A 13961-nucleotide genomic window follows, 5' to 3' on the forward strand; every position below is an offset into this window, starting at 1 on the left:
TATGAACAAGGGTCTGAAGATCGCCCTGGCGGCCTCGGTCGCGCTCAACATCTTCGCCGTCGTCGGCGGGGGCACCGCCTGGGTGCTGTCACGCAAGGCCGAGAATCAGGCGATCGAAGGGCGCAGGCCGGGTCGCAGCGAGCCCGTCTGGGCCGTGGTCGAGGCCTTGCCGCCTGCCGTCCGCGATCAGGTCCGGAGCGAGCTGCGCGCCAACGCCCTTGAAGCGCGGCCGGATTTCGAGGACTCCCGCGCCGCGCGGCGTGAAGCCATCGTCATGACGGCGTCAGATCGCTTCGACGCCGTGACGGTCGCCGCTCTGTTGGAAAGGTCTCGCGCCTCAGAGATGCGCGGGCGCGCTCGTCTGGAGGCCGGTGCGGTCGAGACGCTGGGCCGCCTGTCGCCCGATAATCGCAAGGCCCTCGCGCCGATCCTGTCGCGGCATAAGTCGAGGACCCGCGATACGTGCGCGACGCCGCATCCGGAGCACAAGGCCGCAGAGAATGCGGGGGCTCCTACGGACGATCAGGCCGCGCGCTGAACCCGCTGAACCGGGCCGCTCACGGGCTTCATGGCGCCTTGCGGGGCTTTGACGGGCAGGTCGAACCAGACGGTGGTGCCCCGCCCCGGCTCGCTGTCGATCGTCATCCGGCCGCGATGCAGTTCGATCAGCGACTTGGTCAGGGCCAGGCCGAGGCCCGTGCCCTGCGTCGATTTGGAATGCTGGCCTTCGACCTGTTCGAACGGCTGGGCCAGACGCGCCAGGTCGTCCGCCGAGATGCCGATGCCGGTATCGGCCACGGCGATGCGCACCGTCTCATCGTCTCTGGGAACCACGCTGACTCTGACCGCCCCGCCCTCGGGCGTGAACTTTACGGCGTTTGAGATCAGGTTCAGCAGGACCTGTTTCAGGCCGCGCTGATCGGCCTCGACGCGCAGCCCGTCCGGGCAGGACAGGGCCAGCTGCAACTGAGACTCCAGCGCCTTGCCGCGCATCAGCCGCACCGCCTCGCCGCACAGCACGTCCAGCGCCACCGCCTCATAGTGCAGGGTCAGCTTGCCCGCCTCGATCTTGGCCATGTCGAGGATGTCGTTGATCAGGCTGAGCAGATGCTGGCCCGAGGCGTGGATGTCGGCGGCGTAGCCCTTGTAGCGAGGGTCGCCCAGCGGCCCGAACATTTCACCCGCCATGATCTCCGAGAAGCCGTTGATGGCGTTCAGCGGCGTGCGCAGTTCATGGCTCATATTGGCCAGGAACTCGGACTTGGCGCGGTTGGCGTCTTCGGCGCGGGTCATGGCGACCTCATATTTGCGCGCAAGCAGGGACAGCTTGTCCTGGCTGGCCTCCAGTTCCTCGACCATGGCGCGCAGTTCATCGGCGGCGCGGCGGCGTTCGGCTTCCTGGCGGCGGACGACGGTGATGTCGGCGCAGATCACCACCGTGCCGCCGTCGCCGGTGAAGCGTTCGGCCATCTGCAACCAGCGGCCGTCCTTCAGTTCGACCTCGCGCACGCCCGCGCGCCCTTCGACGGATGGGCGTTCGGACTTGATGGCGTCGGCGGCGATGCGGTTCAGCTCGTCCTTCAGCGCGCCGCGTCGCACGACGCCGGGCGGAAAGGCGAAGGCGTCCTGAAAGCCCTGGTTCCACAGGATCAGGCGGCCGCGTCGGTCGAACAGGACGAAGGCGTCCGACACGCTCTCGATCGCGTCGCGCAGCCGACCCTCGGCGGCCTGGGCCTGGGCCTTGGTGCGGCGCGCATCGGTCACGTCCAGCGCCACGCCCATCAGGCTGACGAAGACGTCGTCGCGGCGCGGCTGACGTGACTGGCCGCGCGCGTCGATCCAGCGGACGCCGCCCGACTTCAGCGGGATCGGGAAGGCGGCTTCGAAGGCGCCGTTCAGGGCCGCCTCGTCCAGCGCCTGATGCAGCACGTCGCGATAGGAGGGATGGACGCGTTCGATCAGCGCCTGGGTCGTCAGGCGCGAGCCTTCTTCGACCTCCAGAAGGGCGGCCATATAGTCGGACAGCACCATCTCGCCGCGACCGATGTCCCACTCCCATATGCCGCAACGCGCGGCCTCGACCGCCACGCGGAAGCGCCGCTCGGTCTCGGCCCAGCGACGGCCTGCCCGCATCTGGCGGCTGTTCTGGAAGGCGATGACGCCCAGCATCAGCACCACCAGCAGCAAGGGCCCGGCCAGCATCCAGGCGTCTTCCAGCCAGGCGGCCAGGCCGTGGGCGCGGGGCAGGGCGGCCACCACGGCCAGCCCGGTGTCGCCGATCGGCGCGACGGCGGCCGAGCGCGCCTGTCCGTCCGGTCCCTTGACGGCGCGGCCGGGCTCGGCCGGGGTCTGGCCCGCGGGCATGACCGACAGGGTCACGTCCCTCAGGCTGGGCTTGAGTTCAGGCAGGGGCGTGCGGGCCAGCAGGACGGCGCCGCCGCCTGTCGTGACGCTCTGGGTCATGCCGTCCTCGCCCAGCTGGACGGCGGAGATGGCGGCGGCGGGGGCGGAAAGGCGCGCGCCGCTGGCGGCCAGAATCCGGCCCTGCGCATCCACGATCATGAAGGCGGCTTCGGGGGCCAAGCCGCGCGCATGGTCAAGGGCGGCGGCGGGTTGGGCGGGCGTCTGGTTCAGCGCGCGGGCGCCCGCGCGCAGGGCCAGGGCTGCGCGGTTGGCCTGGGCCTCGACCTGCGACGCGGCCAGTCGCGCTTCCAGACTGAGGGCTTCGATGCGGGCGGCCTCAGCTTCGCGGCGGGGTCGATCAGCCTCACGCAGGACCAGAAGGGCGTAAGCCACAAGTGCAATGGCGACGGCAAGCGCAAGGATGCGCGCCCAGGGCGCCGATCGCGCGCCCTGTCGGTCCGTGGCCCTGCGGCCCGGCCCATAGCTGCGCCGCTCTATGCCCTGCAAAAGGCGACCTCCTGTGCCGATTCAGCGAAGAATCTAGGCTGTGTCGCCGACTCCTGTCGAGGGTCGGCGGCCGGGAGGCGACATCAAGGCGGAGTCTGGCCGCTAAGCCTCGGTTTCGAAAGGCGCTGCGGTGTCGCCCGACCCCGTTCGCAAAGCTTCGGGCGGAGGGGCGAGAACATCAGTGATCCGGCGAAGCACCGTCTGCGCCCGTCGCGCCAGACGCACCGTCTCGGGCGGAGCGTCATCGGGCGCCTCGGCCACTGAGGCCAGGATTTCACGCGCCAGATCCATCAGTTCGGGCGCGGCGGCGATCAGGCGCGACTGGAACTCGATGCGCTGAGGATCGCGGTCGTATTCGGCGCCGGGCACGCGCCAGCCGCCCCAGTCAGCCTTGTCGGTAACGACGACCGGATAGCTGCCGGGAAAGGGATGGTGCGCGCAATCGGCGACATCCTGCCATTTGTTGCGCGCGCGCAGGATGCGCCAGTCGCCTATGGCCGTGGCCGCGCGATCCTCTGCGGGCAGTTGCAGCTCGGCGCCCGCGAACTCACGGCCCAGACCCACGTCATAGGTGATGCGGACAGGCTCGTCGAAGCCCTTGGCCCAGACGGGATTGACCTTTTCGACCTGGGCCCAGACGCCGACGCTTTCGACCCAGACCTTCTGGCCCTTCTGGAACTGGGCGCGCGCCATGCCGGTCTCCCCTGAAAATCAAAGAGGCAGCATGGCGCATCAGCTGTTATCGCGGGGTTCCGCGACGTGGTTAGCGGGGGCTTAAGGCTGTCAGCTGGGACGGGAAATCTCTTCCAGCGCTTCTCCCGCGTAGCGTTCCTTGACCCGCGTCGACAGGTCGCCCAGCGACACCACCCCGACCAGACGGCCGTCCTTGTCCACCACCGGCAGGCGGCGGATCTGACGCGACGACATCAGGTCCAGCGCAACTTTCAAGTCATCGTCGGCCCGCACCACAAGGGCGTCGCGCGACAGAACGTCCAGCACCCTCGCCTCCGGCCCGGCGCCCGAGGCCACGCCGCGCACGACGATGTCGCGGTCGGTCAGGGCGCCGATCAGGCGATCGCCGTCGGCCACGGGGATGAAGCCGAAGTCGCCCGCCGCCATCCGTCCGGCGACGGTCTGCAGGGTGTCTTCGGGGCGAGCGACCTGCACGTCCTTGCTCATCACGTCGCGAATCTTCATGGCGTTCTCCCGGTAAAAGGGGCTCCTTGCGGCCCTGCGGGGAAACCCGCGTGCGGGGGACGCAGTTCCGACAGGGGCGCATTTGACGACGCAGGCGGAGCGATGGCGCCTCTCGCAATCGACAGCGTTCGCCCCCACTATGAGAAGACCAGATCATCAAAGGTGAGCGATGGCCGAGGCTGCGACGGGACTGGACCTGGGCCATGTGGCGGCCCTGCTGGCGGCGGGCGTGGTAGCGGTGCCTGTGTTCCGCAAGCTGGGGCTGGGCTCGGTGCTCGGCTATCTGGCGGCGGGGGTCGCCATCGGTCCTTTCGGTCTGGCCCTGTTCCGTGAGCCTGAAGTCATCCTGCACGTCGCCGAGTTCGGCGTGGTCATCTTCCTGTTCATCATCGGGCTGGAGATGCGGCCCAAGCGCCTGTGGGGGATGCGGCGGGAGATTTTCGGCCTCGGTTCTGCACAGGTCGGGCTGGCGGGGCTGGCCCTGACCGGCGTGGCGATGGCGGCAGGGGTTTCGGCGCCGGTGGCCTTTGTCGGGGCGATGGGCTTCGTCATGTCCTCGACCGCCGTCATCATCCAGATGCTGGAAGAGCGCGGCGACCTGCCCACGCCCGGCGGCCAGAGGGCGGTCAGCATCCTGTTGTTCGAGGATCTGGCTATCGTGCCCCTGCTGGCCATCGTCGCCCTGCTGGGCGCGTCCCTTGGGCATGCGGCCGAGAGCGAGACGCCGCTGTGGCGGTCGATTGGACTGGCGCTGGCGGCCCTGGCGGGGGTGCTGGCGGTCGGGGTCTACGCCATCAATCCGGCGTTCCGATTCCTGGCCCGCAACGGCGGGCGTGAGGTGATGACGGCCGCCGCCCTGCTGGTGGTGGCGGGCACGGCGTGGATCATGGACGAGGTCGGCCTGTCGATGGCGATGGGCGCCTTCCTGGCCGGGGTGCTGCTGTCGGACTCGGCTTTCCGGCACCAGCTGGAAGCCGATGTGGAGCCGTTCCGCGCCATCCTGCTGGGCCTGTTCTTCCTGTCGGTGGGCATGGCGCTGGACATCGGCGTGGTCATCAACGACTGGCGCATCATCGTCGCCGGGCTGGCCGCCTTCATGGCGGTCAAGGCGCTGGTCATCTATGTCGTCGCCCGCCTGTTCAGGGCGCGCCATCATGAAGCGGTCGAGCGGGGGGCCCTGTTCGCCCAGGGCGGCGAATTCGCCTTCGTCCTCTACGGCGCGGCGGCCGGCGCCGGGGTGATCGACGCCCAGGCCAGCGCGGCCCTGACGGCCATCGTCATCCTGTCCATGGCGCTGACGCCGCTGACGACGCTGGCGTTGAAGCGCTTCCTGCCGAAGGAGGCGGGCCTGTCGCCGGAAGAGGCCGAGGGCGTCGACGCCGCCGAGGGTCTGGGCGGCCAAGTGTTGATCATCGGCTTCGGCCGCTTCGCGCAGGTCGTGTCCCAGCCTCTGCTGGCGCGCGACGTGGACGTGTCGATCATCGAGAACGACGTGGAGATGATTCAGGCGGCGGGGAACTTCGGCTTCAAGGTCTATTACGGCGACGGCACGCGGCTGGACACGCTGCGGGCCTCGGGCGCGGGGCGGGCCGAGGCGGTGCTGGTCTGCGTCGACAGGCCCGAGACCGCCGACCGCATCGTCCAACTGGTCAAGTCCGAGTTTCCGGGCGTGAAGCTTCTGGTTCGCGCCTTCGACCGGGGGCATTCGTTGCGCCTGATCCAGGCGGGCGTGGACTATCAGGTGCGCGAGACCTTCGAATCTGCGCTCAAGTTCGGTCAGGCCGTGCTGGAGGAACTAGGCCTGCCGCAGGACGAAGCTGCTGAGGTCATCGCCGACGTGCGCCGCCGCGACGAGGCGCGGCTGGACCTGGAGGTCACCGGCGGTCTGGGGGCCGGGCGGGCCATGATGCGGGGCAATATGCCGACGCCCAAGCCGACTCCCTATATCAAGCCGCACCGCGAGGGGCGGCTGGTCAATGAGGACGAGGCCCCGGCGGAAGCGGTTCTCGAACCGGCGGAACGAAAGGCGGACTGATCGGGTATGGCGAACATCGACCTGGCCAAGCGGGCCTATGACCACGGCTGGCGTCTGGACCCCATCGTCCGCAGCCTGTTGGACACCGACTTCTACAAGCTGCTGATGTTGCAGCTGATCTGGCGGCGGTTCCGCGACGTGCCGGTGACTTTCTCGGTGATCAACCGCACGACTTCGGTGCGGCTGGCCGAAGAGGTGGACGAGGCCGAACTGCGCGCCCAACTGGACCACGCCCGGTCCCTGCGCTTCACCAACCGCGAGCTGATCTGGCTGGGCGGCAACACCTTCTATGGGGTGAAGCAGATATTCAGCCCTGATTTCCTGGCGTGGCTGGCCGAGTATCGTCTGCCGGAATACGACCTCTCGCGCAGCGCCGACGGCCAGTATCGGCTCGAGTTTTCGGGAAGCTGGGCCGACGTCACCCTGTGGGAAATCCCCGCCCTGTCGATCCTGAACGAGCTGCGCAGCCGCCGCGCCCTGCGCCGCATGGGCCGGTTCGAACTGGACATCCTCTATTCGCGCGCCAAGACCCGGCTGTGGAGCAAGATCGAGCGGCTGAGAAAGCTGGAGCCGCTGGCCCTGTCTGACTTCGGCACGCGACGCCGCCACGGCTTTCTGTGGCAGGGCTGGTGCGTCGAGGCGCTGAAGGAGGGGCTGGGAAGCGCCTTCATCGGCACCTCAAACGTGCTGCTGGCGATGAACAACGACCTTGAGGCCATCGGCACCAACGGCCACGAACTGCCGATGGTCCTGGCGGCGATGGCGGGCGAGGACGAGGCGGCCCTGCGCGCCGCGCCCTATCGGGTGCTGGAGGAATGGCGCGCGGCCTATGACGGCAATCTGCTGATCGCCCTGCCGGACGCCTTCGGAACGCAGGCGTTTCTGGACGACGCGCCTGACTGGCTGGCCGACTGGAAAGGCTTCCGCCCCGATTCCGCCCCGCCGATCGAGGGCGGCGAAATCATCATGAAGTGGTGGGCGTCCAAGGGCCGCGACCCGCGCCAGCGGCTGCTGGTTCTGGCCGATGGATTGGACGTCGACGGCATCGAGGCGGCCCACGCCCACTTCAAGGGCCGGGTGCGCACCAGCTTCGGCTGGGGCACGAATCTGACCAATGACTTCCGCGACTGCGCCCCTGTCGAGGCGCCGGAACTGCTGCCCCTGTCGCTGGTGTGCAAGGTGACGCAGGCGGCGGGCCGCCCGGCGGTCAAGCTGTCGGACAACGTCGAAAAGGCCACCGGCGACCGCGCCGAGATCGAACGCTATCTGCGCGTCTTCGGCGAGGCGGGGCGGGGGCGTCAGGCTGTTCGCGTCTGAACGGAACCGCCAAGCTTGGCTGGGCATTGACTCGCCAGCGGCCGTGGACGCCGCCCTCACCCAGCAGGACGCCCCTCATGACCACCTACAACGTCGGCTATATCATCGGCAGCCTGGCCAAGGGCTCGATCAACCGCAAACTGGCCAAGGCCCTGGTTCGGCTGGCGCCGGACAAGCTGAACATGACCGAGATCAGCTTCGCCGATCTGCCGCTCTATTCCTACGATTACGACGCCGACTATCCGGCCGTCGCCAACGACTTCAAGGCGGCGATCAAGGGCTCGGACGCCATCCTGATTGTTACGCCGGAATACAACCGCTCCATCCCTGGCGGGCTGAAGAACGCCATCGACTGGGCCAGCCGCCCCTATGGGACCAATGTCTTCAAGAACAAGCCGACGGCGGTCATCGGGGCCTCCATCGGGGCCATCGGCACGGCGGTCGGACAGCAGGCCCTGCGCCCCATCCTGGGCTTCCTGAACGCACCGCAGATGAACGCGGTCGAGGCCTATATCCAGTTCAAGCCGGACCTGATCGACGATGACGGCAACGTCTCGGTTCCCGACACGGAACAGTTCCTGCGCGACTATATGGAAGCCTTCCACCAGCACATGGCGCGGGTGCTGACCGTCCTGCCGAGAGACGCCTGAGGGGGGCGTCAGGCGTCCAGCGACCAGACCCGCGTGCGCTTGACCTCCTGGTCCTCCAACTCGCGCGTTGTCGGCACCCGGTATTCGGCCAGCAGGCTGAGGCCTTCCTTAGGGAAGTAGGTGCGGCCGGGGTCGCCGACCAGCACGGTTGTCCCGGTCGCTCGCGCCTGTTTCAGCCACGCCAGCATCGCCTGCGCCATCGGCCCCTCATAGAAGACATCCCCTGCGCAGATCAGGTCGAACGACGCGGGCGCGGCATCCAGCAGATTGTCGGCGGTGAAGGCGATCTGAACGCCGTTGGCCTGCGCGTTCGCGGCGACGGCGGCGGCGCAGAAGGGGTCGATGTCGGCGGCCAGAACCGAGGCCGCGCCCGCCTTCATCGCCGCAATCCCCACCAGACCCGATCCGGCGGCCAGGTCCAGCACCCGGCGCCCCTCAACCGCCTGCGGATGGTCCAGCAACCAGCGCGCCAGCGCCTGTCCCCCCGCCCAGGCGAAGGCCCAGAACGGCGGAGGCAGGCCCATCTCGCCCAGTTCCTCCTCGGTCAGGCGCCAGATCGGCGTGACCTCATCGGCCAGCCACAGGGAGATTTCGGGCGTATGCGAAACGGGTTGAAGGCGGGTGTTATCGCGTATGAAGCGGGCAGGGTCGGCGATGCGCCTAGTCGAGCTCACGGGCGCCCTCGATGACGGCCTGATAGACCAGCGACCTGTCCGGCCCGCGCGTCATGTGCAGCAGCACCCAGGTCGAACCCTTGCGCGCCACGATGACCCGCAACTGATCGTTGAACACGCCGTCGGCGAACCCGGCGGGCGCCACCGTGTCGCTGAGCAGGATCAGGGCGCCCATGCCCGAGCCGCAGCGGGCGATGCCGGTGCAGGAGAAGACGGTCTCATAACCGCCCTCGCGAAGGGCGTCTTCATAGTGCCGGGCCATGTCGATCGACGCGATGGCGGGGCGGACGACGTAGTCCAGATGATTGATCTGACCCTGGATGCGATGGGCGTCTTCGGTGGCGGCGCCTTCGGCCACGGCTGCGGTCGGCAAGGTGATCTCGGCCACCGACAACTGCCGCCAGGCGCGAATACGCGCCCCGTCCAGGCGCGGCAGGTCCCTGTAGTCGCGGGCGCCGCGCACGTCTTCCGCATGGAATGGCGCGGTGACGGAAGCCAGCGCTGAGAGCGGCGCGGCTGTCGTCAGGAAAGCAGCGACGAGGGCGAGAAGACTACGCATGAGGGCAAGCTAGGGGGCGCTGAAGCTCGTGGCAATAAAGTCAGCACGGGCTGATAAAAGTCAGGTTGACATGACACGACTATGATGTCAGGTTTTCATGACATAAAGTCAGGAGCGCCTGCTATGCTGACCCTTTCCAAGCAATACACCCCGGCGGGACGCCGCTATGTCCTGCGCACCTTCGCCTTCATGATTCCCTACATGTTGATTTGCGTGGCGATGATGACCACGGACGCTTTTGACGAACTGATGGGCAAGCCGGCAGGATGGGCGCTGGCGGCGGCGGTCGCCGCGCCGGTGGTGGGCCAGCTCTGGGCCACCCTGGCCTTGATGCGCGAAAGCGACGAGTTCGTGCGCATGGTCACCGCCAAGCAGTTCATCATCGCGTCGGGACTGGCGATGGCGGCGGCGACGTTCTGGGGCTTCGGCGAGAGTTTCGCCGGGGCGCCGCATCTGCCGGCCTGGCTGATCTATCCGCTGTTCTGGGCTGCGTTCGGCCTGGTGGCGCCCTTCATCCGGTCGTCGAACTGATGAAGAACAAGCTGAAGTTGCTGCGCGCCGAGCGTAACTGGACCCAGGAGCAGTTGGGCCAGGCGCTGGGCGTATCCCGCCAGGCGGTCAACGCTCTGGAGACAGAGAAGCATGACCCTTCGCTGGATCTGGCCTATCGCATCGCCGCCCTGTTCGAGCGGCCGGTCGAGGACATCTTCGAGAACCCGCACGCCTGACGCGTAAAGTCAGGAAAACCTTACTCTCCTGTTTCGCTTCATCGCCTTCATCCTCGGGCCTGATCCGAGGGGCGAACCCTGCTGTGCGCTGAACAGCGGGCAGGGCCGACACATAAGGAAACGCCATGACCAAGATCTCCGCTCCCGCCAAGATACTGCGCGCCTTCATCCTGGCCGCCGCCGTCGGCTTCAGCGTCGCCAGTATCGTCTCGCCTGCCCAGGCCGAACCGGCCGTTGCCGAGGCGCCCGCCTTCGTCTCCGACCGCCTGTCGGTCGAGGTGATCGGGCAGGGGCCAGACGTGATCCTGATCCCCGGCTTCGCCTCTTCGCGCGAAGTCTGGCGGCCGCTGGCCCGGCGCCTGTCGGCCTCGCATCGCGTTCATCTGGTGCAGCTGGCGGGCTTTGCAGGCGAGCCGTGGGCGCACGGGGACGGCGCCTTCGTTCAGCCGGTCGTCGATGAGTTGGCCCGCTATGCGGCGACGCTCAACAGGCCTGCCGTCATCGGCCATTCGATGGGCGGGCTCAGCAGTCTGCTGTTGGCGCAGCAGCATCCCGAGGCGGTCAGCCGCGTGATGAGCGTGGACAGCCTGCCCTTCTTCAGCGCCATGTTCGGCCCGCAGGTCACGCCGCAGACGGCCCAGCCCTTCGCCGATCAGGCCGCCGCCGCCATTCTGAGCGCAGACGAGGCGGCCTTCCGTGTTCAGCAGCAGCAGACGGCCGTGGGCATGATGCGAAACGAGGCCGGGCGCAGCGCCATGGTCGATTGGTCGATGGCCTCTGACCGACAGGCGATGGCGTCCGCCATCAGCGAAGTGATGACGACCGACGCGCGCCCCGGACTGGCGGCCATGACCACGCCGGTCTGGGCCGTCTACGCCTCGGATGCGAACGGCGGGGCGCCCGCCGTCCTGGCCGACGCCGTCTGGAGCCGCGAGTACGCCGCCTTGCCGGGCGTGACGTTGAAGCGCGTCGACGACGCCCGGCACTTCATCATGATCGATCAGCCGGAGCGGCTGAACGCCCTGATCGACGCCTTCCTCAAGAGCGAGGACTGACCGCTGATCAGGCGGCCGGCGCCTTCAGCCGCAGGTCGTCGGTCACGTCGCCCGACTTGATCGGAGCGCCCTCGAACTCGCCCGCATACTCCGGCGACAGGGCGCTCTGGAAGGCCGACAGCGGCAGGGTCAGGTAGTAGGCGCCCTCGACGTAGGGACCGACCGCATAGGCGTCGAGCAGGAAGGTCAGGCCCCCCGCCTTGCCCGGCGTGGAGCCCGGAGCCAGCGTCACGGCCACGTCTTTCAGCTTGGGACAGGTCCACATCTCGCCGGTGGTCGAGACGGGCGTGGCGCCGGGACGCTTGGTCTTGGCGGTGTTCACCGCCTGGCACAGGGCGCGCTCCAGATTGGTCTTGTCGGCCTTTTCGGCGAGCAGATCGGCGGCGGCGATGCGACGGCCTTCGGACTTGTCCCACAGCAGGCCCGTGGCCACGGTGTTCGGGTGGGCGCCCCCCGAATAGTCGAAGTCGGTCCGCATCAGGCTGAACAGGCGGCCGGTCTCGATCGGGGCGCCGTAGACGATTGTTTTTTCATAGGGGGGCATGCCTTCCGGCGAACCCGCCTCGGTGCGGTCGGCCTGGGCCCCCTCGGCGTATTCTTTCAGCTTGGCCACCTCGTCGCGGTACAGCGGGGTGTAGAGCGCCGGATAGGACAGCACGGCCTCGGGCAGGCTCAGGCTGACCTTGGCGTAGGGCGTGGCGCTGTCGTACTTCAGCGGCCCTTCGACGGCATGGGCGGAGGCGGTCGGCGCAGCAGGGGCCTCCTTCTTCTCATTGCGCTGGCACGCTGCGAGCGAGGCCGCGACGGCGGCGGTGACGAGAAGGGCGCGAAGGGGGCGCGAAGGGATCATGCCGGGCTCCTTTGGAACGGTTCGATCAGAAAGCTAGGCCGTTGAACGCGATGGCGGCCAGAAGGATCAACCCCGCATCGCGATTTGATTTGAAAAGACGCAGGGAAAGTTTCGGATCGTCCGGCTGCAGTCGCCGCACCTGCCAGACAAAATGCAGGGCGTAGAGCGCCAGACCGACATAGAAGACCGGCCCCAGACCGGCGACGTACCCCGCCGCGCCCGCCAGGGCCACGGCCAGGATGTAAAAGACGGCCACGCCTTCCCTGACCTTGCCGCCCAGGGCGCGGGCCGAGGACTTCACCCCGGCCATGACGTCGTCCTCGATGTCCTGAAGCGCGTAGATGGTGTCATAGCCCAGGGTCCAGAAGACGCCGCCCGCGTAGAGCAGCCCCGCCGACAGGGCCAGGTTCCCCATCCGGTTCAGCCCCTCGGCCATCCAGTAGCTGTCGCCGCTGATCTTGACCTGCAGCACATAGAGCCAGCCCAGGGCGAACAGGCCCCCCGTCGCGGCCGCGAACCCCAGCAGGGCGCCCCAGTTGAAGGTCAGGCCCAGCCACGCCTGCGGCCACCAGGTGATGCGCTTCATGAAGGGATAGGCGGCCACCAGCCCCAGCGACAGGGCGCCCAGCAGCACCGACATCAGGTTCATCGTCAGCAGGATGCACAGGCTGATGAGGCTGAGGCCGCCGACGAAGGCCCAGGCCTGCTTCACGCTGATCTGACCTGCCGGAATGGGGCGCAGAGCGGTGCGGGCCACCCGGGCGTCGAAGTCGCGGTCGACGATATCGTTCACCGCACAGCCTGCCCCGCGCATCAGGGCGGCCCCGATGGCGAAGCCGATGATCAGCCACAGCTCATAGCCGCCGAACGGTCGATCATACTGGTTCAGCGCCAGCATGATCCCCTGCCAGCCGGGCAGCAGCAGCAGCCATGTCCCGATCGGCCGGTCGAAGCGGCCCAGCTTCAGCCAGGGCTTCAGACTCTCGGGCGCATGACGGTCGACCCAGTTCTGGCCGGCGGCGTCGGGAAGCGGGGCTGTGCTCATGCGGGCGGTCTTAACCCCTGTGTCCGCAGCCGGTCCAGCGCTTCGGCGTAACGGCGCGACAGCGGGGCCTCCAGCGCGCCCAGCTCCACCGTCCAGTCGCCTGAGCCTTCGGGCCGCAGTCCGGTCATCCTCGCGGCGTTGACCAGCCAGCCCCGGTGCGTCCGCACAAAGCCGAAGCGCGCCAGTTCGCCCTCGACCGCCGACAGGGTGACGCGCATCAGCGGTCTGCGCCCGTCGGCCAGCACGAACTCGACATAGTTGCCCGCCGAGGTCGCGGCCAGAATGTCGTTCAGCGGCGCTCGGATCAGCCGCCCCCCGTCGCGGATGTCGAAGCTGACGGGTCGCAGCGGAGTCTCGCGCGCCTCGCGCAGGCTGCGCGATCCCCAGAAAACGCCGACGAACAGGGCGTAGCTCAGCACATCCTTGCGCAGTTCATAGATGAACTTCTCGATAGGCGGTCCATAGTCATAGACCTCTCCCAGCAGGGCGTAGACCCCGTGCCGCATCCCCACCATCAGCACGACGTGCAGCAGGCTGAACAGGATGGCGGCGCCCAGATGCACGGCCAGAAACCGCCCCCGCGCCCGCCATCCTTCGTGCAACAGCGATGACGGCGCCGCGCCCGACGCCCGCCAGGGCAGCCAGATCAAAAGCATCAGCGCAAAGGCGCTGGACCCTTCCCACAGCCACGGCGCCCAGGGGCGCAGGTCCGGCCAGTCCGCCAGAACAGTCAGGGCGTTGACCACCAGAAACGCCAGGGTAACGGCGAGCAGGATCGTCCCGCCGGCCAGCAGGTCGCGTCTGTCCGCGCTTTTCGTCCCGACAGGCGCGCCGTTCGTCACTGACGCCTGCAACCCGGCCCCGGCGTCCGACTGTTCAGCCCCCGCGCCTTGCCGGGCGCGGGGCGCCCGAGGCACGGCCGATGGCGTCGTTTCCGTCAT

General features: G+C 68.2%; 15 protein-coding genes. 7 read left to right on the forward strand and 8 right to left on the reverse strand.

Features of this window, described 5'->3' with window-relative positions:
* The first annotated feature begins 1 nt into the window (after position 1).
* Entirely contained in the window at positions 2 to 538 is a 537-nt protein-coding gene (locus RSD66_RS03675; RefSeq protein ID WP_415289026.1) for a periplasmic heavy metal sensor, read from the forward strand.
* On the opposite strand, the gene RSD66_RS03680 is transcribed toward RSD66_RS03675, so the two are convergent.
* The 3 genes from RSD66_RS03680 to RSD66_RS03690 all read right to left on the reverse strand — a co-directional run bounded on the left by RSD66_RS03680 (position 523) and on the right by RSD66_RS03690 (position 4107).
* Entirely contained in the window at positions 523 to 2910 is a 2388-nt protein-coding gene (locus RSD66_RS03680) for an ATP-binding protein (protein ID WP_415289027.1), read from the reverse strand. The two genes, RSD66_RS03675 and RSD66_RS03680, sit on opposite strands and share 16 nt — an antisense overlap.
* Positions 2911 to 3012: 102 nt before the next feature.
* Positions 3013 to 3603, reverse strand: coding sequence for a hypothetical protein (locus RSD66_RS03685; protein ID WP_024353612.1), 591 nt, complete (start codon positions 3601 to 3603; stop codon positions 3013 to 3015).
* Positions 3604 to 3693: 90 nt separating this feature from the next.
* On the reverse strand, positions 3694 to 4107 hold the full coding sequence (locus RSD66_RS03690) for a CBS domain-containing protein (RefSeq protein ID WP_024353611.1): 414 nt from the start codon (positions 4105 to 4107) through the stop codon (positions 3694 to 3696).
* A gap of 169 nt (positions 4108 to 4276) precedes the next feature.
* Between RSD66_RS03690 and RSD66_RS03695 the strand changes: the two genes are divergently transcribed.
* From RSD66_RS03695 to RSD66_RS03705, 3 genes are all read left to right on the forward strand, one after another.
* Positions 4277 to 6142, forward strand: coding sequence for a monovalent cation:proton antiporter-2 (CPA2) family protein (locus tag RSD66_RS03695; RefSeq protein ID WP_415289028.1), 1866 nt, complete (start codon positions 4277 to 4279; stop codon positions 6140 to 6142).
* 6 nt (positions 6143 to 6148) lie between these two features.
* On the forward strand, positions 6149 to 7459 hold the full coding sequence (locus RSD66_RS03700) for a nicotinate phosphoribosyltransferase (protein ID WP_415289029.1): 1311 nt from the start codon (positions 6149 to 6151) through the stop codon (positions 7457 to 7459).
* A gap of 77 nt (positions 7460 to 7536) precedes the next feature.
* Entirely contained in the window at positions 7537 to 8109 is a 573-nt protein-coding gene (locus RSD66_RS03705; protein WP_024353608.1) for an NADPH-dependent FMN reductase, read from the forward strand.
* Between the two features lie 8 nt (positions 8110 to 8117).
* Here the strand turns inward: RSD66_RS03705 and RSD66_RS03710 are convergent, their stop codons facing one another.
* The gene (locus RSD66_RS03710) at positions 8118 to 8783 is read right to left on the reverse strand and encodes a class I SAM-dependent methyltransferase (protein WP_415289030.1); all 666 of its coding nucleotides are present in this window, start codon (positions 8781 to 8783) and stop codon (positions 8118 to 8120) included.
* Positions 8770 to 9342 carry a hypothetical protein gene (locus RSD66_RS03715; RefSeq protein ID WP_415289031.1) on the reverse strand — a complete coding sequence of 191 codons (573 nt, stop codon included), beginning with the start codon at positions 9340 to 9342 and terminating at the stop codon, positions 8770 to 8772. Before RSD66_RS03715 ends, RSD66_RS03710 begins: the two co-directional genes overlap by 14 nt.
* A 123-nt stretch (positions 9343 to 9465) precedes the next feature.
* Between RSD66_RS03715 and RSD66_RS03720 the strand changes: the two genes are divergently transcribed.
* From RSD66_RS03720 to RSD66_RS03730, 3 genes are all read left to right on the forward strand, one after another.
* Entirely contained in the window at positions 9466 to 9873 is a 408-nt protein-coding gene (locus RSD66_RS03720) for a hypothetical protein (protein WP_415289032.1), read from the forward strand.
* A complete protein-coding gene (locus RSD66_RS03725; protein WP_024353604.1) occupies positions 9873 to 10070 on the forward strand; it encodes a helix-turn-helix transcriptional regulator in 198 nt (65 codons plus the stop codon). Before RSD66_RS03720 ends, RSD66_RS03725 begins: the two co-directional genes overlap by 1 nt.
* 125 nt (positions 10071 to 10195) lie before the next feature.
* Entirely contained in the window at positions 10196 to 11125 is a 930-nt protein-coding gene (locus tag RSD66_RS03730) for an alpha/beta fold hydrolase (protein WP_415289033.1), read from the forward strand.
* 7 nt (positions 11126 to 11132) lie between these two features.
* Here RSD66_RS03730 and RSD66_RS03735 read toward each other — a convergent pair whose 3' ends face one another.
* Genes RSD66_RS03735 through RSD66_RS03745 form a run of 3 tightly spaced genes read right to left on the reverse strand, consistent with a single transcriptional unit; the run spans position 11133 to position 13961 of the window.
* Positions 11133 to 11975, reverse strand: a complete 843-nt coding sequence (locus RSD66_RS03735) for a DUF3298 and DUF4163 domain-containing protein (protein ID WP_024353602.1) — start codon at positions 11973 to 11975, stop codon at positions 11133 to 11135.
* Between the two features lie 25 nt (positions 11976 to 12000).
* Positions 12001 to 13020, reverse strand: coding sequence for a UbiA family prenyltransferase (locus tag RSD66_RS03740; protein ID WP_415289034.1), 1020 nt, complete (start codon positions 13018 to 13020; stop codon positions 12001 to 12003).
* Positions 13017 to 13961 (reverse strand): LytTR family DNA-binding domain-containing protein, encoded by a 945-nt coding sequence (locus RSD66_RS03745; protein ID WP_415289035.1) that lies wholly within the window; start codon positions 13959 to 13961, stop codon positions 13017 to 13019. The genes RSD66_RS03740 and RSD66_RS03745 overlap by 4 nt, the downstream gene beginning before the upstream one ends.

The sequence above is a fragment of the Brevundimonas sp. S1H14 genome (assembly GCF_047716865.1).
In the GTDB taxonomy this organism is placed as follows: domain Bacteria; phylum Pseudomonadota; class Alphaproteobacteria; order Caulobacterales; family Caulobacteraceae; genus Brevundimonas; species Brevundimonas naejangsanensis.

What these genes read in the sequence shown, in the direction of transcription:
- RSD66_RS03695 (WP_415289028.1), top strand. Translation starts at nt 4,277, where the DNA reads ATGGCCGAGGCTGCGACGGGACTGGACCTGGGCCATGTGGCGGCCCTG.
- RSD66_RS03690 (WP_024353611.1), bottom strand. Translation starts at nt 4,107, where the DNA reads ATGAAGATTCGCGACGTGATGAGCAAGGACGTGCAGGTCGCTCGCCCC.
- RSD66_RS03735 (WP_024353602.1), bottom strand. Translation starts at nt 11,975, where the DNA reads ATGATCCCTTCGCGCCCCCTTCGCGCCCTTCTCGTCACCGCCGCCGTC.
- RSD66_RS03725 (WP_024353604.1), top strand. Translation starts at nt 9,873, where the DNA reads ATGAAGAACAAGCTGAAGTTGCTGCGCGCCGAGCGTAACTGGACCCAG.
- RSD66_RS03740 (WP_415289034.1), bottom strand. Translation starts at nt 13,020, where the DNA reads ATGAGCACAGCCCCGCTTCCCGACGCCGCCGGCCAGAACTGGGTCGAC.
- RSD66_RS03745 (WP_415289035.1), bottom strand. Translation starts at nt 13,961, where the DNA reads ATGACGGAAACGACGCCATCGGCCGTGCCTCGGGCGCCCCGCGCCCGG.
- RSD66_RS03700 (WP_415289029.1), top strand. Translation starts at nt 6,149, where the DNA reads ATGGCGAACATCGACCTGGCCAAGCGGGCCTATGACCACGGCTGGCGT.
- RSD66_RS03705 (WP_024353608.1), top strand. Translation starts at nt 7,537, where the DNA reads ATGACCACCTACAACGTCGGCTATATCATCGGCAGCCTGGCCAAGGGC.
- RSD66_RS03675 (WP_415289026.1), top strand. Translation starts at nt 2, where the DNA reads ATGAACAAGGGTCTGAAGATCGCCCTGGCGGCCTCGGTCGCGCTCAAC.
- RSD66_RS03715 (WP_415289031.1), bottom strand. Translation starts at nt 9,342, where the DNA reads ATGCGTAGTCTTCTCGCCCTCGTCGCTGCTTTCCTGACGACAGCCGCG.
- RSD66_RS03685 (WP_024353612.1), bottom strand. Translation starts at nt 3,603, where the DNA reads ATGGCGCGCGCCCAGTTCCAGAAGGGCCAGAAGGTCTGGGTCGAAAGC.
- RSD66_RS03720 (WP_415289032.1), top strand. Translation starts at nt 9,466, where the DNA reads ATGCTGACCCTTTCCAAGCAATACACCCCGGCGGGACGCCGCTATGTC.
- RSD66_RS03730 (WP_415289033.1), top strand. Translation starts at nt 10,196, where the DNA reads ATGACCAAGATCTCCGCTCCCGCCAAGATACTGCGCGCCTTCATCCTG.